This window comes from Pseudomonas sp. GD03858 (assembly GCF_029840925.1).
In the GTDB taxonomy this organism is placed as follows: Bacteria; Pseudomonadota; Gammaproteobacteria; order Pseudomonadales; family Pseudomonadaceae; genus Aquipseudomonas.
The window spans coordinates 1-20,957 of sequence record NZ_JAOCDM010000038.1; the positions used below are offsets into that span (position 1 = coordinate 1).

21 protein-coding genes and 1 pseudogene are annotated in these 20,957 nt (G+C 66.2%); 15 read left to right on the forward strand and 7 right to left on the reverse strand.

Going from position 1 to position 20,957, the window contains the following annotated elements; genetic code table 11:
* Positions 1-135: 135 nt before the first annotated feature.
* Together N5D48_RS12355 and N5D48_RS12360 are read right to left on the reverse strand one after the other, a co-directional pair.
* Entirely contained in the window at positions 136-1,629 is a 1,494-nt protein-coding gene (locus tag N5D48_RS12355; RefSeq protein WP_279884499.1) for a CoA-acylating methylmalonate-semialdehyde dehydrogenase, read from the reverse strand.
* Positions 1,630-1,699: 70 nt separating this feature from the next.
* Positions 1,700-3,046 carry an aspartate aminotransferase family protein gene (locus N5D48_RS12360; RefSeq protein WP_279884501.1) on the reverse strand — a complete coding sequence of 449 codons (1,347 nt, stop codon included), beginning with the start codon at positions 3,044-3,046 and terminating at the stop codon, positions 1,700-1,702.
* A 119-nt stretch (positions 3,047-3,165) separates the two neighbouring features.
* On the opposite strand from N5D48_RS12360, the gene N5D48_RS12365 reads away from it, so the two are divergent.
* From N5D48_RS12365 to N5D48_RS12385, 5 genes and pseudogenes are all read left to right on the forward strand, one after another.
* Positions 3,166-4,083 carry a LysR family transcriptional regulator gene (locus N5D48_RS12365; RefSeq protein WP_279884503.1) on the forward strand — a complete coding sequence of 306 codons (918 nt, stop codon included), beginning with the start codon at positions 3,166-3,168 and terminating at the stop codon, positions 4,081-4,083.
* 85 nt (positions 4,084-4,168) lie between these two features.
* The gene (locus tag N5D48_RS12370) at positions 4,169-4,831 is read left to right on the forward strand and encodes a TetR/AcrR family transcriptional regulator (RefSeq protein WP_279884505.1); all 663 of its coding nucleotides are present in this window, start codon (positions 4,169-4,171) and stop codon (positions 4,829-4,831) included.
* Positions 4,832-4,840: 9 nt separating this feature from the next.
* A complete protein-coding gene (locus N5D48_RS12375; protein WP_279884508.1) occupies positions 4,841-5,425 on the forward strand; it encodes an IMPACT family protein in 585 nt (194 codons plus the stop codon).
* Between the two features lie 447 nt (positions 5,426-5,872).
* Positions 5,873-6,559, forward strand: a pseudogene (locus N5D48_RS12380) (SDR family oxidoreductase).
* Positions 6,560-6,645: 86 nt separating this feature from the next.
* Positions 6,646-7,596: an adenosine deaminase gene (locus N5D48_RS12385; RefSeq protein ID WP_279884512.1), complete on the forward strand. Its 951-nt coding sequence runs from the start codon at positions 6,646-6,648 to the stop codon at positions 7,594-7,596.
* Here the strand turns inward: N5D48_RS12385 and N5D48_RS12390 are convergent.
* A complete protein-coding gene (locus tag N5D48_RS12390; RefSeq protein WP_279884515.1) occupies positions 7,593-8,303 on the reverse strand; it encodes a helix-turn-helix transcriptional regulator in 711 nt (236 codons plus the stop codon). The genes N5D48_RS12385 and N5D48_RS12390 overlap by 4 nt on opposite strands.
* Positions 8,304-8,698: 395 nt before the next feature.
* Here N5D48_RS12390 and N5D48_RS12395 point away from each other — a divergent pair, with 395 nt between their 5' ends.
* The gene (locus N5D48_RS12395; RefSeq protein ID WP_279884518.1) at positions 8,699-8,896 is read left to right on the forward strand and encodes a hypothetical protein; all 198 of its coding nucleotides are present in this window, start codon (positions 8,699-8,701) and stop codon (positions 8,894-8,896) included.
* Here the strand turns inward: N5D48_RS12395 and N5D48_RS12400 are convergent.
* On the reverse strand, positions 8,847-10,028 hold the full coding sequence (locus N5D48_RS12400) for a multidrug effflux MFS transporter (RefSeq protein WP_279884520.1): 1,182 nt from the start codon (positions 10,026-10,028) through the stop codon (positions 8,847-8,849). The two genes, N5D48_RS12395 and N5D48_RS12400, sit on opposite strands and share 50 nt — an antisense overlap.
* A 215-nt stretch (positions 10,029-10,243) precedes the next feature.
* Entirely contained in the window at positions 10,244-10,441 is a 198-nt protein-coding gene (locus tag N5D48_RS12405; protein WP_279884522.1) for a cation transporter, read from the reverse strand.
* Between the two features lie 146 nt (positions 10,442-10,587).
* On the opposite strand from N5D48_RS12405, the gene N5D48_RS12410 reads away from it, so the two are divergent.
* The 3 genes from N5D48_RS12410 to cueR are packed head-to-tail and all read left to right on the forward strand — an operon-like array spanning position 10,588 to position 13,820.
* Positions 10,588-10,965 carry a hypothetical protein gene (locus N5D48_RS12410; RefSeq protein ID WP_279884524.1) on the forward strand — a complete coding sequence of 126 codons (378 nt, stop codon included), beginning with the start codon at positions 10,588-10,590 and terminating at the stop codon, positions 10,963-10,965.
* A gap of 54 nt (positions 10,966-11,019) precedes the next feature.
* A complete protein-coding gene (locus N5D48_RS12415; RefSeq protein ID WP_279884526.1) occupies positions 11,020-13,419 on the forward strand; it encodes a heavy metal translocating P-type ATPase in 2,400 nt (799 codons plus the stop codon).
* Positions 13,416-13,820, forward strand: coding sequence for a Cu(I)-responsive transcriptional regulator (gene cueR, locus N5D48_RS12420; protein ID WP_279884528.1), 405 nt, complete (start codon positions 13,416-13,418; stop codon positions 13,818-13,820). The genes N5D48_RS12415 and cueR overlap by 4 nt, the downstream gene beginning before the upstream one ends.
* Before the next feature lie 15 nt (positions 13,821-13,835).
* Here cueR and N5D48_RS12425 read toward each other — a convergent pair whose 3' ends face one another.
* On the reverse strand, positions 13,836-14,612 hold the full coding sequence (locus N5D48_RS12425) for a helix-turn-helix transcriptional regulator (protein ID WP_279884531.1): 777 nt from the start codon (positions 14,610-14,612) through the stop codon (positions 13,836-13,838).
* A 131-nt stretch (positions 14,613-14,743) separates the two neighbouring features.
* Positions 14,744-16,021, reverse strand: a complete 1,278-nt coding sequence (locus N5D48_RS12430) for an acetyl-CoA C-acetyltransferase (protein ID WP_279884534.1) — start codon at positions 16,019-16,021, stop codon at positions 14,744-14,746.
* A 115-nt stretch (positions 16,022-16,136) separates the two neighbouring features.
* On the opposite strand from N5D48_RS12430, the gene N5D48_RS12435 reads away from it, so the two are divergent.
* The 6 genes from N5D48_RS12435 to N5D48_RS12460 all read left to right on the forward strand — a co-directional run bounded on the left by N5D48_RS12435 (position 16,137) and on the right by N5D48_RS12460 (position 20,691).
* Positions 16,137-17,489, forward strand: coding sequence for a 3-oxoacyl-ACP reductase (locus N5D48_RS12435; RefSeq protein WP_279884536.1), 1,353 nt, complete (start codon positions 16,137-16,139; stop codon positions 17,487-17,489).
* Between the two features lie 2 nt (positions 17,490-17,491).
* A complete protein-coding gene (locus tag N5D48_RS12440; RefSeq protein ID WP_279884538.1) occupies positions 17,492-18,343 on the forward strand; it encodes a MaoC/PaaZ C-terminal domain-containing protein in 852 nt (283 codons plus the stop codon).
* A 63-nt stretch (positions 18,344-18,406) separates the two neighbouring features.
* A complete protein-coding gene (locus tag N5D48_RS12445) occupies positions 18,407-18,712 on the forward strand; it encodes a MazG-like family protein (protein WP_279884540.1) in 306 nt (101 codons plus the stop codon).
* The gene (locus N5D48_RS12450) at positions 18,709-19,458 is read left to right on the forward strand and encodes a methyltransferase domain-containing protein (RefSeq protein ID WP_279884541.1); all 750 of its coding nucleotides are present in this window, start codon (positions 18,709-18,711) and stop codon (positions 19,456-19,458) included. The genes N5D48_RS12445 and N5D48_RS12450 overlap by 4 nt, the downstream gene beginning before the upstream one ends.
* A 20-nt stretch (positions 19,459-19,478) precedes the next feature.
* The gene (locus N5D48_RS12455; protein WP_279884543.1) at positions 19,479-20,111 is read left to right on the forward strand and encodes a DUF4136 domain-containing protein; all 633 of its coding nucleotides are present in this window, start codon (positions 19,479-19,481) and stop codon (positions 20,109-20,111) included.
* 19 nt (positions 20,112-20,130) lie between these two features.
* Positions 20,131-20,691 (forward strand): DUF4136 domain-containing protein, encoded by a 561-nt coding sequence (locus N5D48_RS12460; protein WP_279884545.1) that lies wholly within the window; start codon positions 20,131-20,133, stop codon positions 20,689-20,691.
* Positions 20,692-20,957 lie beyond the last annotated feature (266 nt).

Here is a 20,957-nt window from a genome sequence, read left to right on the forward strand (position 1 = left end):
ACCTCGGCGAACACCTCTGGAACACAACCCAATCCCAAGACAGGCACCCACCAGCCCCAACACTTATATAAAGAAGCCCCAAAAAACAAAACGGGGCAACCTGTCGGCCGCCCCGCTCGCTCTCACCCCATTCCCTTACAAGCTAGGAAACGCAAACTGCGAAGCCTCATGGCTGGCCCGCTGCGGCCAGCGCTGGGTGATCGCCTTGCGACGGGTATAGAAACGCACACCGTCCGGACCATAGGCATGCAGATCACCAAACAGCGAACGCTTCCAGCCACCGAAGCTGTGGTACGCCACCGGCACCGGCAGCGGTACGTTGACGCCGACCATGCCTACTTCGATCTCGTCGCAGAACAGCCGCGCCGCCTCACCGTCACGGGTGAAGATGCAGGTACCATTGCCGTATTCGTGCTCATTGATCAGCTGCATGGCCTGTTCCAGGCTGTTCACCCGCACCACGCACAGCACCGGGCCGAAGATCTCTTCCTTATAGATGCGCATCTCGGGGGTGACCTTGTCGAACAGGGTGCCGCCGACGAAATAGCCATCCTCGTTACCCGCAACACGGTAGCCGCGGCCATCGACTACCAGCTTGGCGCCAGCGGCAACGCCGTCATCGATGTAGCCCACCACCTTGTCACGCGCGGCAGCGGTCACCAGCGGCCCCATGTCCAGACCACAGGCAGTGCCGGCACCGATCTTCAGCGCCTTGATCTGCGGTTCCAGCTTGGCGATCAGCGCATCGGCCACCTGGTCGCCGACGCACACCGCCACCGAGATGGCCATGCAGCGCTCGCCACAGGAACCGTAGGCCGCGCCCATCAGCGCGCTGACGGCATTGTCCAGGTCGGCGTCAGGCATCAGCACCGCGTGGTTCTTCGCGCCGCCCAGGGCCTGAACACGCTTGCCGCGCTTGGTGCCCTCGGCATAGATGTACTCAGCGATCGGGGTCGAACCGACGAAGCTCAGGGCCTTGACCTCTGGCGCCTCGATCAGCGCATCGACCGCTTCCTTGTCGCCATGCACGACGTTGAGGATGCCCTTCGGCAGCCCTGCTTCCAGCAGCAGCTGGGCGATGTACAACGTCGAGCTCGGGTCGCGCTCGGACGGTTTGAGGATGAACGCGTTGCCACAGGCAATGGCCAGCGGATACATCCACAGCGGCACCATGGCCGGGAAGTTGAACGGGGTGATGCCAGCGACGATGCCCAGCGGCTGGAAATCGGACCAGGCGTCGATGTTCGGGCCGACGTTGCGGCTGTACTCGCCCTTGAGCAGCTCAGGGGCGGCGCAGGCGAATTCGACGTTCTCGATACCTCGCTTGAGTTCGCCGGCGGCATCTTCCACGGTCTTGCCATGCTCCTCGCTGATCATCTGCGAGATCTTCGCCTCGTTCTGCTCAAGCAGCTGCTTGAAGCGGAACATCACCTGGGCGCGCTTGGCCGGCGGGGTGTTGCGCCAGGCCGGGAAGGCGGCCTTGGCCGAGTCGATGGCCTGCTGGACGGTAGCGCGGCTGGCCAGCTCGACCTTGCGCACGGCCTGGCCGGTGGACGGGTTGAAGACATCGGCGGTGCGCTCGCCCTTGGTGACCAGCTCGCCGTGGATCAGGTGCTGAACAATGCTCATGAGAACTCCAGATAAAGAAGGTGGAAGCAGGCGCGTGGCAATCACGCGCCCGACGTCGAATTCGGAAAAGTCAGTCGACCTTGTTCAGGGCTTCGCCCACCGCGTCGAACAGGCGATCCAGTTCCTGCGGCTGGGTGTTGAAGGTCGGCCCGAACTGCAGGGTGTCGCCACCGAAGCGCACATAGAAGCCGGCTTGCCACAGCTTCATCGCCGCCTCGTACGGACGGACGATGGCGTCACCGTCACGCGCGGCGATCTGGATGGCACCGGCCAGGCCGTAGTTACGGATGTCGACCACGTTCCTGGTGCCCTTGGTGCCGTGCAGCAGCTTCTCGAAGTGCGGCGCCAGCTCGGCGGCGGACTGCACCAGGCTTTCCTTCTGCAGCAGGTCCAGCGCGGCGATACCGGCGGCGCAGGCGACCGGGTGCGCCGAGTAGGTGTAGCCGTGGGGGAACTCAACCGCGTACTCGGGCGTCGGCTGGTTCATGAAGGTCTGGTAGATCTCGCTGGTGGCGATCACCGCGCCCATCGGGATGGCGCCGTTGGTGACCTGCTTGGCGATGCACATCAGATCCGGGGTGACGCCGAAGGCTTCGGCGCCGGTCATCGCGCCCATGCGGCCGAAACCGGTGATCACTTCGTCGAAGATCAGCAGGATGTTGTGCTGGCTGCAGATCTCGCGCAGGCGCTTGAGGTAGCCCTTCGGCGGCGGCAGCACACCCGCGGAGCCGGCCAGTGGCTCGACGATCACCGCGGCGATGTTCGAGGCATCATGCAGTTCGATCAGCTTGAGCATTTCGTCGGCCAAGGCAATACCGCCCTCCTCCGGCATGCCCTTGCTGAAGACGTTGGCCGGCAGCACGGTATGAGGCAGGTGGTCGACATCCAGCAATTGACCGAACAGCTTGCGGTTGCCGTTGACCCCGCCGAGGCTGGTGCCGGCGATGTTCACGCCGTGGTAGCCACGGGCCCGGCCGATGATCTTGGTCTTGGTGGCCTGGCCCTTCAGGCGCCAGTAGGCACGGACCATCTTCAGCGCGGTATCGGCGCACTCGGAGCCGGAGTTGGTGAAGAACACGTGGTTCAGGTCGCCAGGCACCAGGTCGACGATCTTCTCGGCCAGCTGGAACGACAGCGGGTGGCCGAACTGGAAGGCAGGCGAATAGTCGAGCGTGGCGACCTGGCGGGCCACCGCTTCGCTGATTTCCTTGCGGGTATGCCCGGCACCGCAGGTCCACAGGCCCGACAGCGCGTCGAACACCTTGCGGCCCTTGTCGTCGACCAGGTAGTTGCCTGCGGCCGCCACGATCAGCCGTGGATCGCGCTGGAAGTTGCGATTGGCGGTGTATGGCATCCAGTGGGCGTCCAGCTTGAGCTGGCTGGCCAGACCGGCCTGGGCGGTTTCGGGCATGTTCATCGGGCGATTCCTCGGAAGACGATTAGGCAACGATGGGTGTTGTTGCAGCTAAGTTGTCACGGCGATAAAGTTCGAAAAACCCAGCATTTCTAATCTTCAGTCAGCGGATAACTAAACTAATGAGCCGACGCCCCGATCCCCTCGCCCAGGTCAGCGATTTCGACATCCGCCTGTTGAAGATCTACCGCAGCGTCGTGGAGTGCGGCGGTTTCTCGGCGGCGGAGAATGTGCTGGGGATCGGCCGCTCGGCGATCAGCCAGCAGATGAACGACCTCGAGCAACGCCTGGGCCTGCGTCTGTGCCAGCGTGGTCGCGCCGGCTTCTCGCTGACCGAGGAAGGGCGCGAGGTCTATCACTCGGCACTGCAGCTGCTCAGTGCCCTGGAGACCTTCCGCACCGAGGTCAACGGCCTGCACCAGCACTTGCGCGGCGAACTGAACATCGGCCTCACCGACAACCTGGTGACCCTGCCGCACATGCGCATTACCCATGCCCTGGCCGAACTCAAGGACCGCGGCCCGGACGTGCGCATCCAGATCCGCATGATTGCCCCGAGCCAGGTCGAGCAGGGTGTGCTCGACGGCAGCCTGCATGTCGGCGTGGTTCCCCAGACCAGTCCGCTGTCCGGGCTCGATTACCAGCCGCTGTACAGCGAGCGCTCGCTGCTCTATTGCGCCGTCGGCCACCCCTTGTTCTACGCCGACGACCAACAGATCGACGAAACACGCCTGAACAGCCAGGATGCCATCGCCCCGACCTTCCGCCTGCCCGCCGACATCCAGGCCCACTATCAGGCGCTGCATTGCACCGCCAGCGCCTCGGACCGCGAGGGCATGGCCTTCCTCATCCTGACCGGGCGCTACATCGGCTACCTGCCTGACCACTATGCGAGCTTCTGGGTGCAGCAGGGCCGGCTGCGCGCCCTCAAACCCGCGCAACGTTTCTACGACCTGGGCCTGAGCTGGGTAACGCGCAAGGGCCGCCGGCCAAACCTGGTGCTGGAAAGCTTCCTCGAGAGTCTGGCTGCGACACGCTGATACGTATCTCTGACGCAAATGCTTGTCACTTCGGCGCAGGCAGGTAATCTGTCGGACATTCGTAACGACCCGCCCGGAATCGTCCATGACCCTAGAAGTCCCTGCGCATCGCTCCCCCGCCTCGGGCAAGCCCGCCGGCCGCATCCGCCAGAAGAACGAGCAGGCCATCATCCAGGCCGCCGAAGACGAATTCGCCCGCCACGGCTACAAGGGCACGAGCATGAACACCATCGCGCTCAAGGCTGGGCTGCCCAAGGCCAACCTGCACTACTACTTCACCAACAAGCTGGGCCTGTACATCGCCGTGCTGAGCAACATCATCGAGCTGTGGGACAGCACCTTCAACGCCCTGAGCGTGGAGGACGACCCAGCCGAGGCGCTCAGCCAGTACATCCGCACCAAGATGGAGTTCTCCCGGCGCAACCCGCAGGCCTCGCGAATCTTCGCCATGGAAGTGATCAGCGGCGGTGAGTGCCTGAGCGAGTACTTCAGCGCCGACTACCGCGAATGGTTCCGCGGCCGCGCCGCAGTGTTCCAGGCCTGGATCGACGCCGGCAAGATGGACCGGGTGGACCCTGTGCACCTGATCTTCCTGCTCTGGGGCAGCACCCAGCACTACGCCGACTTCGCCACCCAGATCTGCCAGGTGACCGGCCGCAGCCGGCTGACCAAGCAGGACATGGAAGACGCCAGCAACAACCTTATCCACATCATTCTCAAAGGCTGCGGCATCAGCACGCCCGCCTGACCCGGACCTATGCCTTCTACCCTGCTCGAGCTCTGCGAGTTCCGCGAGGAAATCCGCAAGAGCCGCTTCATCACCCTCGCCGGCCCGATCAGCAGCCCGGCCGAGGCCATGGCCTTCATCGAACGCCACAGCGACCTGGCGGCCACCCACAACTGCTGGGCCTGGAAGCTCGGCGGCCAGTATCGCAGCAGCGACGACGGCGAGCCCGGCGGCACGGCCGGGCGCCCTATCCTTGCCGCCATCGAGGCCCAGGACTGCGACCAGGTGGTGGTCCTGGTGATCCGCTGGTACGGCGGCATCCAGTTGGGCACCGGTGGCCTGGCACGGGCCTATGGCGGCGGCGCCAACAAATGCCTGCAGCAGGCACCCAAGCGCTTGCTGGTGCAGCGCAGTGAGTTCGCCTGCAGCTGCACCTTCAGCGAACTGGCGCTGGTCAAGCTGCGCCTGGGCGAAGTCGACGGCCTGGTGCTGGACGAGCAGTTCACCGCCAACGGCGTCGATCTACGCATCGCCCTGGGTGATAGCCATCTCGAAGTGCTGCAGCAGCAGCTCGCCGACCTGAGCCGCGGGCGCATCTTGCTGGAACGGGCCTGAGCGTTGCCCACAAGTACTGTGGGCCTGCCTGTGGATAAGCTCTGGGCATTCTGACACAGGCCTTGTATGGCAAGGCCTTCAGCGTGTTGAGCATATTTTGATCACATTTGTGTGACACAGACCCAAGTCACTGAAAGCTTATGAGTTATCCCCAAGCATCAGTGCCTACGCTCCCTGGAACAGGCATTTTCAGACCACCGCGCTTGCACACAATTACTGTGGAGCAGCCTGTGGATAACCCGTGAACCACTCCGCCAGGCGCCGAACCCATCGGCCTTTAAGGCCATCGATCATTTTTTGAGCAGCAGCGAAAGGGCAACCAGTCGGTACCTGGTTTATGCTCGTCACCCAGGCCTTCCGTCATGGAGGGCAACCGCCACGTTGTCGCGCGACGAGCGAAACCTGTGCACAACACTGCTCGCCTCGCCCTTGATATGGAGTATCGCTATGACCGCCAACAAGACCGCCCTGATCATCGGCGCCTCCCGAGGCCTTGGCCTGGGCCTGGTACAACGCCTGCGCGAAGATGGCTGAAACGTCGTCGCCACCGTGCGTGACCCGCAGCAGCCCGGCGCCCTGGGCGATGTGTCCGGGGTGCGTATCGAGCGCCTGGAGATGAACGACACCGCCCAACTCGATGGGCTGAAGCAACGCCTGCAAGGTGAAGTGTTCGACCTGGTGTTCGTCAACGCCGGGGTGATGGGCCCGCTGCCGCAGGACCTGGAAAGCGTGCAGGTGCAGCAGATCGGCGACCTGTTCATGACCAACGCCGTGGCGCCGATCCGTGTGGCCCGACGCCTGGCCGGCCAGGTGCGCGAAGGCAGTGGCGTGCTGGCGTTCATGAGCTCGATCCTGGGCAGCGTGACCATCCCCGACGGGGGCGAAGTCTGCCTGTACAAGGCCAGCAAGGCCGCGCTCAACTCGATGATCAACAGCTTCGTGGTCGACCTGCAGCGCCCCGACCTGGCCGTGCTGGCCATGCACCCGGGCTGGGTAAAGACCGACATGGGCGGCGAGAACGCCGAGATCGACGTGCTCACCAGCACCCGCGGCATGCTCGAGCAGGTCAAGGCCCAGAGCGGCAACGGCGGCCTGCGCTTCATCAACTACAAGGGCGAGGCGCTCATCTGGTAACCCAGGCGATACGGACCTGGATGGGCGCATTGCCCGGCCAGGCCCTGTAGAATGACGGCCAACCGTACCTGATCGAGATTGCACACATGTATGAATGGCTGAACGCCTTGCCCAAGGCGGAACTGCACATGCACCTGGAGGGCTCGCTGGAGCCCGAACTGCTGTTCGCCCTGGCCGAACGCAACAAGATCGCCCTGCCCTGGGCGGACGTCGAGACCCTGCGCAGGGCCTATGCCTTCAACAACCTGCAGGAGTTCCTCGACCTCTATTACCAGGGCGCCGATGTCCTGCGCACCGAGCAGGACTTCTACGACCTGACCTGGGCCTACCTGCAACGCTGCAAGGCACAGAACGTCATCCACACCGAGCCGTTCTTCGACCCGCAGACCCACACCGATCGAGGCATCCCGTTCGAGGTGGTGCTCGAGGGCATCAACCGGGCCTTGCAGGATGGCCGCGAGCAGCTTGGCATCAGCAGCGGCCTGATCCTCAGCTTCCTGCGCCACCTGAGTGAAGACGAAGCGCAGAAAACCCTGGACCAGGCCCTGCCGTTCCGCGATGCCTTCGTCGCTGTCGGCCTGGACAGCTCGGAGAAAGGCCATCCGCCGAGCAAGTTCCAACGCGTCTTCGACCGCGCCCGCAGCGAAGGCTTCCTGACCGTGGCCCATGCCGGCGAGGAAGGCCCGCCCGAGTACATCTGGGAGGCCCTCGACCTGCTGAAGATCCAGCGCATCGACCACGGCGTGCGCGCCATCGAGGACGAACGCCTGATGCAGCGCATCATCGACGAGCAGATCCCACTGACCGTCTGCCCGCTGTCCAATACCAAGCTGTGCGTGTTCGACCACATGAACCAGCACAACATCCTCGACATGCTCGAGCGCGGCGTGAAAGTCACGGTCAACTCCGATGATCCGGCCTACTTCGGGGGCTACGTCACCGAAAACTTCCACGCGCTGCACGAACACCTGGGCATGACCCAGGATCAGGCGCGTCGCCTGGCACAGAACAGCCTGGACGCGCGCCTGACGCGCTAACCGGCCTGCCGGGCCGGCACCCGGGCGATGCCGTTGATCTGCTGGACACCGAGCGACGTGAGCTGTATCGCTCGATTGCCTTCCTGTTCGCGGATCCAGCCCGACTGCAGGAACAACCTGAGCAGCGCTTGCCCCAGGGGGCCGCCAAGGTGCGCCCCCTGGTCGCTCCACTCACTGCAGCGGCACGTCAGGCAACCTGGCCTGGCGACCGGCGCCAGCGCATCGATGTAGACCCCCAGCGCCTCCAACCGGGCCTTGCCCTCCTGGCTCACAGACATCTGCTGCTCGCTCCCCACCAACCAGCCGGCGACCAGCAGCCGCTGGAACAGCGCCGTGGCGATTTCCCCACCCAGGTGATCACCGCACAGACGCGCCCTGCGCATCGAAGACGGGATCTGTATCGGCGTGGCCCGCTGGGCGGCTGGGCGGTGTTCGACCTGGACGCTGGCAAGCGCCTCCACCGCCGCGCTCACCTGCGGCGTGGCCAGACGGTAATAGCGTTTGCGCGCACGCGTCTCGAGCTTGAGCAGCCCCGCTGTCGACAACAACGACAGATGCGCGCAAGCCGAAGAGGTGCTGAGGCCGGTCATCCTCGCCAATTCGTCCGCCGCACGCGGAGTACCATCGATCAATGCCCACAACATGGCGCTGCGCTTGGGATCGGCCATCAGGCCGGCGACCTGACTGATGCTACGGACTGCACTCATGAAACTGAAGCTCCCTGATGACTCGCGACTGCCAGCGGGAAACGTTGCTCGCTGGCATTGGATGCGCTGGGAGTATAAGCCGCTCGACGTCGCTGGCTGCGTAGGCAGCGAACCGTGTAGGACGCCGTTGCAGCACTGCCATGAGCAGCGGCCAGATCGCCATCCAAGGGCACCGCCTCCCGAACTACAGCGGCTAGATCGCGGTCGGCGAGGCTCGAATCGCCTGGCGAACTGACAAGACCGACAGTCCGGGTCAAAAACTACGCCATGCAAAACAGAAAGCTTCCCATGCCGTAACCGCCATGACCGTCAGTCAGGAGGCTGATCCCGATCATGGCGAGCATCGAGAGCAGCGCTAGACTTTACCGGCTCCCACTCACTGGAGGTGGATCACGATGAAGATTGTCGTCAGTGCGTCGAACCGCAATCCCGCCTGTCCCTGGCAGGTCCAACTTGACCAGCATGTCGTGAGCTTTCGCAACGAAGCCGAGGCGCGGGCGTTCGTCGCCCTGCTGGAAACACGCCTCAACGCGCCTCATCCGCTCACTCAGGCCGCTTGGCCTGCAAGCGCCGGGTCAGCACTGCGACACTGACCACCAGCGCGCCGCACAGGCTGATCACCAAGGCCATGGGCACCGCGCTGCCGTCATGCAGCACCCCGACCAGCGCCGCCGCGCCCGCAGCGACGCTGAACTGCAGGCAACCCATCAAGGCCGATGCGCTGCCGGCGCGGGCGCCCTGCCCGCTCATGGCGCAAGCCGCGGCGTTGGGGACGATGCAGCCAAGGCTGGCGATGCACACGAACAGCGGCACCAGCAGCGGCCACAATGGCGCCGGGCGCAACGCCGCGACCAGCAGCAGCGCCAGCGCCGCCGCCAGGTACAACCACACCGCTCGCGCCAACAGCCAGGCCGGACCACGTTTGGCCAGCAGCCGCGCATTGACCTGGGCCATCAGGATGAACCCGGCCGCATTGGTGCCGAACAGCCAGCCATAGTGCTCGGCAGGCACGCCGTACAACTTGATGAAGACGAACGGTGAACCAGCGATATAGGCAAACATGCCGGCGATGGCGAGGCCTCCGGTAAGCGCATGGCCGACGAACACCCGATCACCGAACAGGCGCAGGTACTGGCGCAACGCACCAGAAAGCGGCTGACGCGGGACGTGCGGCGGCAGGCTTTCCGGCAAGCCGAGGCCGACCGCCAACAGACAGGCCGCGCTGAACAGACTCAGAGCCAGGAAAATCGACTGCCAACCGGCCACGTTCACCAGCACGCCACCGAGCATCGGCGCAAGAATTGGCGCCAGCCCCATCACCAGCATCAATTGCGAAAACACCTTGGCCGAAGCCACCGCGTCACACTTGTCGCTGACGATGGCCCGTGCCAGCACCATGCCGGCGCACCCCCCGAGGGCCTGGACGAAGCGCGCCAGGATCAAGCTGTCGAGATTCGGTGCATAGGCGCAAGCCAGCGAAGCCAGGGTGAACAGTGCGACACCGAACAGCAGTGGAATACGCCGGCCGAAGCGGTCGGCTACCGGCCCGTAGGCGAGTTGGCCCAGGGACAGGCCGAGGAAGTAGGCGGCCAACGTGGTCTGCACGTGCTTTTCATCAGTGGCGAAGGCCTGGGCCATGGCCGGGAAAGCGGGCAGATAGAAGTCGATCGCCAAGGGCCCGAACGCACTCAGGGCGCCGAGAATCAGCAAGGTTCGCAAGTTCATGGAGAATCCATAGCAGGCTAAGCAAGTACGCTAGTCTACCTGCACTGGATCGCCGGGCGTTGAAAACCTTTGCAATAATTGATCCTGCGTGTGCTGCAGAAAATCACCCAGTGGGAGCGGGCTTGTCGGGGCGCCGAACCGCCGCCAGTCACCGCAGAGGTTGCTTCGCGGGTAAACCCGCTCCCACAGGATTGAAGCACCGGGGCAAAAGGGATTCAGGCCACCTCGGCCTGATAGCCCTCTTCACGGATCGCCGCCAGGATCTGCTCCGCCGCCAGAGCGCTTTCCACCCTCACCTGCCGCGCCGCCAGATCGACCTCCACCCGCGCCGCCGCATCCTGCTCCTGCACGGCCCGGGTCACGCCCTTCACACAGTGGCCGCAGGTCATGCCTTGTACATTGAACACTTGCATCGAGGTTGCCTCCTTGTGGGTTTCGCGCAGTCTCAGCCTTGCCATCGGGGCAAGGTCAAGTTCCGCCCGGATCGGCCGGGCTGGAAATCCCCGCGCACCTCGGCCAAGCTGCGCCTTTGACGATTCTGGCAAGCAGGAGATTTTTCATGATCAGGGCAGTATTGGGCCTCGCAGGATTGCTGGCCGTGGTGCCTCCGGCCAGCGCCGAGGGCAATTCGGACTACAGCGTGCTGATCATTTCCCGGGAACGCCTGGAGGTGGCCACCAGCTGCGAAATCGGCATCTACCTCAACGATCAGTTGTCCGGGCGGCTGTTCCAGGAACAGTCGACTTCGTTCAACCTGCCGCCGGGCCCGGTCGATGTGCGCCTGCGCCTGTTGCCCGGACAGGTTCCCGGTTGCGCGCCCGGTATCGAGGATCAGCGCAGCACGCGCCTGGCATTGCAGGCGGGCCAGATCAATAAATACCGTATTGCCATGGGACAGAATGGCCTGGTGCTCAAGAGAGCCGGCCTGGGCTATTGACCTTGCCCGCATGGCAAGGTTGATGCTGAAGGCCTGTCCACGGAGGAGAGAGCCATGCCCGCATCCACCACCTTCGACCTGCCGATCGCCGGCATGACCTGCGCCAGTTGCGCAGGTCGGGTCGAGCGCGCCCTGCGCAAGGTCACCGGTACCGAACACGTCAGCGTCAACCTAGCCACCGAGCAGGCTCGGGTCCAGGCCCCGGCCGACAGCCTGCCGGCACTGGTCGATGCCGTGCGCGGGGCCGGCTACAGCGTCCCCACCCGAACCCTGGAACTGCAGATCGGCGGCATGACCTGCGCCAGCTGCGCCGGGCGTATCGAACGCGCCCTCGGCAAGCTGGCGGGGGTCGAGCAGGTCAGCGTCAACCTGGCCAGCGAGCGCGCCCACCTCGAAGTGCTCGAAGCCGTCGATGACGGCGTGCTGATCGCCGCGGTCGAACAGGCCGGCTACAGCGCCGCCCTGCCGCGCACCGCCCATGACGACCAGCGCCAGGCCCAGCGGCGACTGCGCAACGAACGGCTGGCCGTCGCGGCGGCGCTGCTGCTGGCCCTGCCTCTGGTCCTGCCGATGCTGGTGCAGCCGTTCGGCCTGCACTGGATGCTGCCGGCCTGGGCACAGTTCGCCCTCGCCACGCCGGTGCAATTCATCCTCGGCGCGCGCTTCTATGTCGCCGCCTGGAAAGCCGTGCGCGCCGGCGCGGGCAACATGGACCTGCTGGTCGCCCTGGGCACCAGCGCAGGCTACGGCCTGAGCCTGTACCAGTGGGCCCAAGCGCCGGCAGGCATGGAGCCCCACCTGTATTTCGAGGCCTCGGCGGTGGTGATCGCCCTGGTGCTGCTGGGCAAGTACCTGGAAAGCCGCGCCAAACGCCAGACCGCCAGCGCCATCCGGGCCCTGGAGGCGCTACGCCCCGAACGCGCCGTGCGGCTGGTCGACGGCCACGAGGAAGAGGTCGCCATCAGCCAACTGCGCCTGGGCGACCAGGTGCTGGTCAAGCCCGGCGAGCGTTTCCCGGTCGATGGCGAGGTGCTCGAAGGCAGCAGCCACGCCGATGAAGCCCTGATCAGCGGCGAAAGCCTGCCAGTGCCCAAGCAGCCTGGCGACGCGGTGACCGGCGGCGCCATCAACGGCGAAGGCCGACTGCTGGTGAAAACCCTGGCACTGGGCACCGAAACCGTGCTCGCCCGCATCATCCGCCTGGTCGAGGATGCCCAGGCGGCCAAGGCGCCGATCCAGAAACTGGTCGACCGGGTCAGCCAAGTCTTCGTCCCGGCCGTGCTGGTCGTGGCGCTGCTCACCCTGGTCGGTTGGTGGCTGGCCGGCGCGCCGCTGGAAACAGCGCTGATCAACGCCGTCGCCGTGCTGGTGATCGCCTGCCCCTGCGCCCTGGGCCTTGCCACGCCCGCCGCGATCATGGCCGGCACCGGCGTCGCCGCCCGCCACGGCATCCTGATCAAGGACGCCGAAGCGCTGGAACGCGCCCATGCGGTCAACAGCGTGGTGTTCGACAAGACCGGCACCCTGACCTCCGGCAGCCCACGTATCGTCCACAGCCAGGCCTGCGACGGCGACCTCCAGGCGCTGCTGCGCATGGCCGGCGCCCTGCAGCGGGGCAGCGAGCATCCGCTGGCCAGGGCGGTGCTCGATGCCTGTGCCGAACAGGGCCTGGACGTACCGCCGGTGACCGACAGCCAATCCCTTACCGGCCGTGGCATCGCCGGCCAGGTCGAGGGACGCGAACTGGCCTTGGGCAACCGTCGTCTGCTCGACGAAAACCACCTGGCGCCAGGCGACCTGGCCAGCAGCGCCCAGGCCTGGGAGGCCGAAGGCCGCACCCTGTCCTGGCTGATCGAGCGCGGCAAGCAGCCCCGCGTGCTGGGTTTGTTCGCCTTTGGCGACAGCCTCAAGCCCGGCGCCGACCAGGCCATCGCCGCCTTGCACGCCCGTGGGATCAGCAGCCATCTGCTGACCGGCGACAACCGTGGCAGCGCCAAGGTGGTGGCCGAGGCTCTCGGCATCGATGATGTGCACGCCGAGGTACTCCCCGCGGACAAGGCCGCGACGGTCGCGGCGCTCAAGCGCGGTGGCGTGGTGGCCATGGTCGGCGACGGCATCAACGACGCCCCGGCCCTGGCCGCCGCTGACATCGGCATCGCCATGGGCGGCGGCACCGACGTGGCCATGCAGGCCGCCGGCATCACCCTGATGCGCGGCGACCCACGCCTGGTCCCCGCGGCGCTGGAGATCAGCCGCAAGACCTACGCCAAGATTCGCCAGAACCTGTTCTGGGCCTTCATCTACAACCTGGTCGGCATACCGCTCGCCGCCCTCGGCTATCTCAACCCGGTACTGGCCGGCGCCGCGATGGCCCTGTCCAGCGTCAGCGTGGTGAGCAACGCCCTGTGGCTGAAGACCTGGAAACCCACCAGCCGTGACCAGGAGGCCCCATGAACATCGGCCAGGCCGCCCGCCGCAGCGGGCTCAGCGCCAAGATGATCCGCTACTACGAATCCATCGGGCTGCTGCGCCCGGCCCAACGCAGCGACAGCGGCTATCGTCTGTATCGGCAGGAAGACCTACACAGCCTGGCGTTCATCAAGCGCTCCCGCGACCTGGGGTTTTCCCTCGAGGAAGTGGCGAGGCTGCTGACGCTCTGGCAGGATCGCCAGCGTGCCAGCGCCGATGTGAAGGCGCTGGCCATGCAGCATATCGACGAACTGAACCGGCGCATCGAGGAGCTGGTCAGCCTGCGCGATACCCTGAGTGAGCTGGTGGCCCACTGCCAGGGCGATGACCGGCCCGACTGCCCGATCCTCAAGGACCTGGCCAATGGCGGAGGGTGCTGCCACTGAAGTGGCAGCCAGCGATTACAGCCTAAGCTCCCCGGGCGTCGCCCCGAACAGCTGCTTGAACGCCGCGATATACGCCGAGGTCGAGTCATAGCCACAGCCCAGCGCCGCCTGGGTGACACTTTCCCCCGCCTCCAGCAGCGCCAGCGACGACAGCAGGCGCATGCGCTGGCGCCAGTTGCGAAAGCTCAGCCCCGTCTCGCGCTGGAACAGGCGCATCAAGGTCTTCTCCGACACGTCCAGCGACAGCGCCCACTGCCGCAGGGTCTGTGGCTGGTCGGGCTCGGCGATCAGCTCATTGCACAGGGCCAGCAGCCCTGGGTGGCGCGGTAGCGGCAGCGAGAACCCCACTTGCGGCAGGGTCCGCAGCTGATCCAGCAACACCGCGACCAACCGCGCCTCGGCGCTGTCGCCCTCCGGGTAGGCCACCGCGAACGTGCAGAACTGCTTGATCAGCTCCCGCGCCAGCGGCGTGACCTCCAGCACTCGGCATTCGGCCTGTGCCCAGGGGCAAGCGTCGCTCCGCACATACAGGCTGCGCATCTCGGCCTGCATCGAGGTCACCACGTCGTGCTCGGTGCCGGCCGGAATCCATACCCCCCACTGCGGCGGCGCGAAGTAGCTGCCCTCGCTGGTATAGACACCCAGCACACCGCTGATGGCGTAGGAGAACTGTACCCAGTCATGCCGGTGGCGGGTGGTCCAGGAGCCTGCGCCAAGACTTTCGGCACGGGCGTAGAGCGGCCTGGGCAGGTAATCCAGGGCAGGGATGGGACGCGGTCCGGTGATCGACATGTTGATGCCTGCTGTCTCGAGTCGGACAAGGGTACCAGCCATCGCCTGCTACGGGTGGAAGCAGGCAGCGCAGCACAGGCACGGGCTTCGCCGGTGCTCGTGGCAATTCGGCGTCCCGAGGCCCCGCTGCCTCAACGCTCGACGATCGCCGCCACCCCCTGCCCGCCCGCCGCGCAGATCGAGATCAGCCCGCGCCCCTTGCCCCGTTCGCTCAGCAACTTGGCCATGTTCGCCAATATCCGCCCCCCGGTCGCCGCGAACGGATGCCCCGCGGCCAGCGAGCTGCCCTTCACGTTCAGCTTGCCGCGATCGATCGCCCCCAGCGGCGCGTCGAGTCCCAGGCGCGTGCGGCAGTAGTCCGCGTCCTCCCAGGCCTTCAGCGTGCACAGCACCTGGGCGGCGAAGGCTTCGTGGATCTCGTAGTAGTCGAAGTCCTGCAGGGTCAGGCCGTTGCGCGCCAGCAACCGCGGTACCGCGTACACCGGCGCCATCAGCAGGCCCTCCTGTCCATGAACGAAGTCGACCGCCGCCGTTTCGCCATCGACCAGATAGGCCAGCACCGGCAAGTCATGCTCCGCGGCCCAGGCGTCGTTGCCCAGCAGCACCAGCGAAGCGCCGTCGGTCAAAGGCGTGGAGTTGCCCGGGGTAAGCGTGCCCAGGCCACTGCGGTCGAATACCGGCGTGAGCTTGGCCAGCTGCTCGAGGGTCAGGTCCGGGCGCAGGTTGTTGTCACGGGTCAGCCCCAGGTAGGGCGTCAGCAGGTCATCCTGCCAGCCCTCGCGATAGGACGCCGCCAGATGCTGGTGGCTGAGCAACGCCAACTCGTCCTGGTCGGCACGTTCGATCTGCCAGGTCTGCGCCATGCGCTCGCAGTGCTCGCCCATGGACAGCCCGGTGCGCGGTTCGCCATTGCGCGGCAGCTCGGGCTTGAGCAGGCCAGGGCGCAGCTTGAGGAACGGCTTCAGGCGCTCGCCCAGGCTCTTGCCGCGATTGGCCTGCAGCAGGATCTGCCGCAGCCCCTCGCTGACCGCGATGGGTGCGTCCGAGGTGGTATCGACGCCCCCGGCGATGCCGCTGTCGATCTGCCCCAGGGCGATCTTGTTGGCCACCAGCAACGCCGCCTCCAGCCCGGTGCCGCAGGCCTGCTGGATGTCGTAGGCCGGCGTCTGCGGCGACAGTCGCGAGCCGAGCACGCATTCGCGGGTCAGGTTCATGTCGCGCGAATGCTTGAGCACCGCGCCCGCGACCACTTCCCCCAGGCGCAGCCCGTGCAGGCGGTAGCGCTCCACCAGCCCTTCGAGGGCCGCGGTGAGCATTGCCTGGTTGCTGGCCTTGGCATAGGCACCGTTGGAGCGGGCGAAGGGAATCCGGTTGCCACCCAGGATCGCGACCCGACTTGTTGAATGCATGCCTGTTCCTCCTGAAACAATTTGATCCCTAAGACTAGGTTCTTTTGACGCATTCGAACGCCCCAGACACAAACTTGGTCCACACTTGCATGCTTGCCTTCAGGGAGAACCGTACATGAGCGATCGCTATCTGGGCTTTGCCAACTCCACCCTCGGCCGCAAGCTGGTCGACGCCCTCGGCCTGCCGCGCCCGGTGCCGCTGGAGCGCTGGCAGCCCGGACGCCTGCGGCCCATCGAGGGCGCGCTGGTGCTCGGCGGTGGGCCGCTCGCAGGCCAGGTGGCGATGATCGCCCCGCGCCTGACCGCGGACTGCTACGGCTTCGACAGCGACGCGCTCGGGCTGCCCGCCTGGGTCGCGGGGCTGGGACCGAAGCTCAAGGCGGTGGTGTTCGATGCCAGCCACCTGTGCGACAGCGACGCGCTCAGACAGCTGCGCGAATTCTTCCAACCGCTGCTGCGTAGCCTGGCCTACTGTGCCCATGTGGTGATTCTCGGTCGCGCCCCGGAAAGCCTCGACGACCCACAGGCCAGCGTTGCCCAGCGCGCCCTGGAGGGGTTCAGCCGCTCGCTGGCCAAGGAGCTGCGCAACGGCGCAACGGCCAACCTGCTGTATGTCGGCGCCGGCGCCGAGGACCAGCTCGAAGGCGCGCTGCGCTTCCTGCTGTCGCCCAAAAGCGCGTTCGTTTCCGGCCAGGTCCTGCGCTTGTCGCCCTGCGCCGCCCAGGTCGCCGACTGGACCCGCCCGCTGGCCGGGCGCCGCGCCCTGGTCACCGGTGCCGCGCGCGGCATCGGCGCGGCCATCGCCGAAACCCTGGCCCGCGATGGCGCCGAAGTGACCTTGCTCGACGTGCCCCAGGCGCAACGCGACCTCGACGCCCTCGCCGCACGCCTGGGCGGTCGCGCCCTGGCCCTGGACATCTGCGCCGCCGATGCCGCCGCGCAGTTGGTCGAGGCGCTGCCCGAAGGCCTCGATATCGTCGTGCACAACGCCGGCATCACCCGCGACAAGACCCTGGCCAACATGACCCCGGAGTACTGGGACGCCGTGCTGGCCGTCAACCTCAAGGCCCCCCAGGTGCTGACCCAGGCACTGTTCGACGCCGGCAAGCTGCACGACGACGCCCGTGTCACCCTGCTCGCCTCGGTCAGCGGAATCGCCGGCAACCGTGGGCAATCCAACTACGCCGCCAGCAAGGCCGGGCTGATCGGCTTCGCCCAGGCCTGGGCGCCACGGCTGGCCACCCAGGGCGCCAGCATCAATGCCGTGGCACCGGGCTTCATCGAAACGCACATGACCGCGGCCATGCCCATGGGCCTGCGCGAGGCCGGCCGGCGCCTGAGCTCGCTGGGCCAGGGCGGCCTGCCACAGGATGTGGCCGAAGCCATCGCCTGGCTCAGCCAGCCAGGCTCCGGGGCGATCAACGGCCAGGCCCTGCGCGTCTGCGGCCAGGCCCTGATGGGAGCCTGACCATGAGCCGACCCTGGCACGACCTGCGCCACCCCGACTCGCGCCTGAGCCTTTACCTGCGCGCCCTCGGCAAGCGCAAGATCCGTGGCAGCCAGCTGCCGGAACAGGGGCTGCGCTGCTTCCTGCGCGTCGATGCCGGCAACCTGGCGGCCTACCGTCGGCTCTGCCACTTCGCCGACGATGGCCGGTTGCCGGGCACCTACCCGCATGTCATGGCCTTCAGCCTGCAACTGCAGCTGCTCACCGCCGACGACTTCCCCTTCCCATTGCTGGGGCTGGTACACCTGCACAACAGCCTGCAGGTGCTGCGCCCCTTGGGCGCTATCGACGGCCTGCGCTTCGCGGTATACGCCGACAACCTGCAGCCGCATGAAAAAGGCGGCACCTTCGACCTGGTGACCGAGGCCGAGGACGGGCTTGGCCTGCTCTGGCGCGAAACCAGCCGCATGCTGGTGCGCGGCCTGAAGCTCGACGCGCAGGGTAGCGACGCGCCAGCACCGCAGCCCCTGGTGTTGCCGGAGGCCACCCGCTGGTATGCCGACAGCGACATCGGTCGGCGCTACGCCAGGGTCTGCGGCGACTACAACCCGATTCACCTGAGCCGCCTCAGCGCGCGCCTGTTCGGCTTCCCCAGGGCCATCGCCCACGGCATGTGGAGCACGGCCATGGCCCTGGCGGCGCTACAAGGGCACCTGCCAAAAGCGGGGTACGTGTTCACGGTGGACTTCCAAAAACCGGTGCGCCTGCCATCGGAGGTGGTGCTGAGCGCCAGCGAGGCGGGGCCGGAGGGCGCCTTGCGGCTGGATGGACATGGCGCACTGGTGCACATGGTCGGGAGCTGGCGCTCGCTTTGAGCGCCTGGCGCACTTGCTTTGCAAGTAGCCTCGCCGGAAGCTATGCGCCACGAGGAGACCCCGATGAACCTGCAAGAACTGACCGAACGCCTGCACCGCATCCGCGACACCAACGATTGGCGCGGCTTCCACAGCCCGAAGAACCTGGCCATGGCCGCCAGCGTCGAGATGGCCGAGCTGGTGGAGATCTTCCAGTGGCTGACCGAGGACGAGTCCCGCCAGTTGCCCGCCGACAAGCTCGCCCACGCCGGCCAGGAGGTGGGCGATATCGTGCTCTACCTGCTGCTGCTGTGCAGCGAACTGGGGCTGGACATGAACGAAGTGGTTCGAGCCAAGCTGGCCGACAGCGAGAGGCGTTTCGCCAAATGAACGACCGTCACTTCGATGAGCTGGCCAGCCGCTTCGCCGAAAAGATCTACGGCGGCGCCAAGGGCGCCATCCGTCTCGCGGTGCTTCAGGCCGACCTGGCCGAAACGCTGCCCGAGCGCCCGCTGCGAGTGCTCGACATCGGCGCCGGCCTGGGCCACATGGCCCTGTGGCTGGCCCAGCGCGGCCATCACCTGACCCTCGCCGAACCCGCCGCGCCCATGCTCGACGGCGCCCGCGCCCGCTTCGCCGAGGCAGGCCAACCGGCAACGTTCATCCAGGCCCCCTGGCAGGACCTGCTCGGCCAGCTCACCGAACCCTACGACCTGGTGCTGTGCCACGCGGTACTGGAATGGCTGGCCGAGCCAGAAAGCATCCTGCCCGTGCTGCACCAGCTGACGGCCCCGGGTGGCTGGCTGTCGCTGGCCTTCTACAACCGCGACGCACTGCTCTACCGCAACCTGCTCAAGGGCCATTTCCGCAAGATGCGCAGCAACAGCCTGGCCGGCGAAAAGCAGAGCCTGACCCCGCAAAAACCACTTGATCCACGTGAACTCAAGGCGCAACTTGAAGGCCTGTGGCAGGTCGAAAGCGAGAGCGGTGTACGGGTATTCCACGACTACATGCCCAAGGAGTTCCAGGCCAAGGCCGAGCTGCTGGACCTGCTGGAAATGGAGCTGGCCTACCGGCGTCACCCCAGCTTCGCCGGCCTGGGCCGCTACCTGCACTGGATCTGCCGCCCCCACTGACCCGCTTGCCGGGAGGATGCATGCCGTATCGTCTGCTCTGTCTGGCCCTGTCGTCTCTGGTTCTGGCCGGCTGCCAGGGGACCAATCCCTACGTGGCCAGCGGCAAGCCACTGCCGCCGGCCCCACCCCAGGCCGCCAACACCTTCGACGCCAGTGCCTACCCCGCGCCAACGCGTGACTATGGTCGCTATCGCAGCTGGAGCTGGCGCAATGGCCAGACACCCGCAGGCCCGGCCAGCGCGACCCCGGGCCAGTTGGCCGACGCGGTGAGCAGCGCCCTCGACCAGCACGGCCTGCGCCCGGCGCGCAATACCCAGGCCGACCTGCTGGTCAGTGCCGATGTGCGCCTGGAGCGACGCCTGCGCCAGGTACGCGATTACGACTATGACCCCTACTACGGCCCCTACCCTTACGGTGGCGTCGGCTATGGTGGCTACCGCAATGGCTATGGCGCCTATGGCAGCGTGCCGATCGTGCGCACCTACGAAGTCGAGGTGATGGTGGTGCGCATCGACCTGTTCGATGCCCGCAACGGCCAGCCGGTATGGAGCGCCAGCGCCGAAAGCGGCAGCGACAAGGACTCGCCGCGCGAGCGCGAAAGCGCGCTGCGCGAATCGGTGAGCAAGGCGATGAGCGGCTATCCTCCCAGCTAACGTTCAACGGAGAACCATCATGTTGCGCCGTCTCGTTCTACTGTCCCTGGCCCTGCTGCTGACTGCCTGTTCGAGCAACAACGTGCAGCAGGATTTCGACGCCAGCCGCGACTTCGCCGCCTACCGCAGCTGGGCCTGGCAAGAACCGGGGCTGCACTATCGTCCGGACGATCCGCGGATCAAGAGCGACCTGACCGAGCAACGCATCCGCCAGGCGGTGGCCGGCCAGCTCGACCAGCGCGGCCTGCGCCCGGCCCAGGGCAATGCCCGGCCCGATGTGAAGGTGCGCGCCTACCTGATCGTCGAGGACCGCCAGCAACAGATCACCACCAATTACGGCGGTGCCTGGGGTGGCTATTGGGGAGGCTACTGGGGCGGGCCGATGTACAACGAGACCCGCAGCGTCGACTACAAGGTGGCGACCATCCAGATCGACCTGTTCGATGGGCGGGACGGCAAGCTGGTGTGGCGCGGTAGCGCCGAGCAGATCATGAACAACTACCCACCCAGCCCCCAGGAACGCAACGCAGCGATCCAGAAGACCGTGGCCCAGGTGCTGGGTAACTACCCGCCGCATTGAGGCCTGCGAAACACCCTCATGAATTAACATGTAATTCTTTGCTTTAACTCGGACAGCGTGGGAGCGGGCTTGCCCCGCGATGAGATGTATGGCACCGGCTTTGCCGGTGATCGCGGGGCAAGCCCGCTCCCACGCTGTTCCAGCCGAATCAAAGAATTACGGTTTGCTCCATAAGGGCGGAAAAGCAGACAAGGCAACTTGCCATCATCTTGACTACACTCCTTGCACCGCCGCCACGCTGCCGGGCCCTGGCCGGCAAAGGAGTG

Excerpts from the sequence above, each read along its gene's own strand:
- cueR (WP_279884528.1), top strand. The coding sequence starts at position 13,416 with ATGAACATCGGCCAGGCCGCCCGCCGCAGCGGGCTCAGCGCCAAGATG.
- N5D48_RS12390 (WP_279884515.1), bottom strand. The coding sequence starts at position 8,303 with ATGAGTGCAGTCCGTAGCATCAGTCAGGTCGCCGGCCTGATGGCCGAT.
- N5D48_RS12360 (WP_279884501.1), bottom strand. The coding sequence starts at position 3,046 with ATGAACATGCCCGAAACCGCCCAGGCCGGTCTGGCCAGCCAGCTCAAG.
- N5D48_RS12435 (WP_279884536.1), top strand. The coding sequence starts at position 16,137 with ATGAGCGATCGCTATCTGGGCTTTGCCAACTCCACCCTCGGCCGCAAG.
- N5D48_RS12400 (WP_279884520.1), bottom strand. The coding sequence starts at position 10,028 with ATGAACTTGCGAACCTTGCTGATTCTCGGCGCCCTGAGTGCGTTCGGG.
- N5D48_RS12445 (WP_279884540.1), top strand. The coding sequence starts at position 18,407 with ATGAACCTGCAAGAACTGACCGAACGCCTGCACCGCATCCGCGACACC.
- N5D48_RS12415 (WP_279884526.1), top strand. The coding sequence starts at position 11,020 with ATGCCCGCATCCACCACCTTCGACCTGCCGATCGCCGGCATGACCTGC.
- N5D48_RS12460 (WP_279884545.1), top strand. The coding sequence starts at position 20,131 with ATGTTGCGCCGTCTCGTTCTACTGTCCCTGGCCCTGCTGCTGACTGCC.
- N5D48_RS12455 (WP_279884543.1), top strand. The coding sequence starts at position 19,479 with ATGCCGTATCGTCTGCTCTGTCTGGCCCTGTCGTCTCTGGTTCTGGCC.
- N5D48_RS12395 (WP_279884518.1), top strand. The coding sequence starts at position 8,699 with ATGAAGATTGTCGTCAGTGCGTCGAACCGCAATCCCGCCTGTCCCTGG.
- N5D48_RS12405 (WP_279884522.1), bottom strand. The coding sequence starts at position 10,441 with ATGCAAGTGTTCAATGTACAAGGCATGACCTGCGGCCACTGTGTGAAG.
- N5D48_RS12410 (WP_279884524.1), top strand. The coding sequence starts at position 10,588 with ATGATCAGGGCAGTATTGGGCCTCGCAGGATTGCTGGCCGTGGTGCCT.
- N5D48_RS12375 (WP_279884508.1), top strand. The coding sequence starts at position 4,841 with ATGCCTTCTACCCTGCTCGAGCTCTGCGAGTTCCGCGAGGAAATCCGC.
- N5D48_RS12440 (WP_279884538.1), top strand. The coding sequence starts at position 17,492 with ATGAGCCGACCCTGGCACGACCTGCGCCACCCCGACTCGCGCCTGAGC.
- N5D48_RS12385 (WP_279884512.1), top strand. The coding sequence starts at position 6,646 with ATGTATGAATGGCTGAACGCCTTGCCCAAGGCGGAACTGCACATGCAC.
- N5D48_RS12430 (WP_279884534.1), bottom strand. The coding sequence starts at position 16,021 with ATGCATTCAACAAGTCGGGTCGCGATCCTGGGTGGCAACCGGATTCCC.
- N5D48_RS12365 (WP_279884503.1), top strand. The coding sequence starts at position 3,166 with ATGAGCCGACGCCCCGATCCCCTCGCCCAGGTCAGCGATTTCGACATC.
- N5D48_RS12355 (WP_279884499.1), bottom strand. The coding sequence starts at position 1,629 with ATGAGCATTGTTCAGCACCTGATCCACGGCGAGCTGGTCACCAAGGGC.
- N5D48_RS12450 (WP_279884541.1), top strand. The coding sequence starts at position 18,709 with ATGAACGACCGTCACTTCGATGAGCTGGCCAGCCGCTTCGCCGAAAAG.
- N5D48_RS12425 (WP_279884531.1), bottom strand. The coding sequence starts at position 14,612 with ATGTCGATCACCGGACCGCGTCCCATCCCTGCCCTGGATTACCTGCCC.
- N5D48_RS12370 (WP_279884505.1), top strand. The coding sequence starts at position 4,169 with ATGACCCTAGAAGTCCCTGCGCATCGCTCCCCCGCCTCGGGCAAGCCC.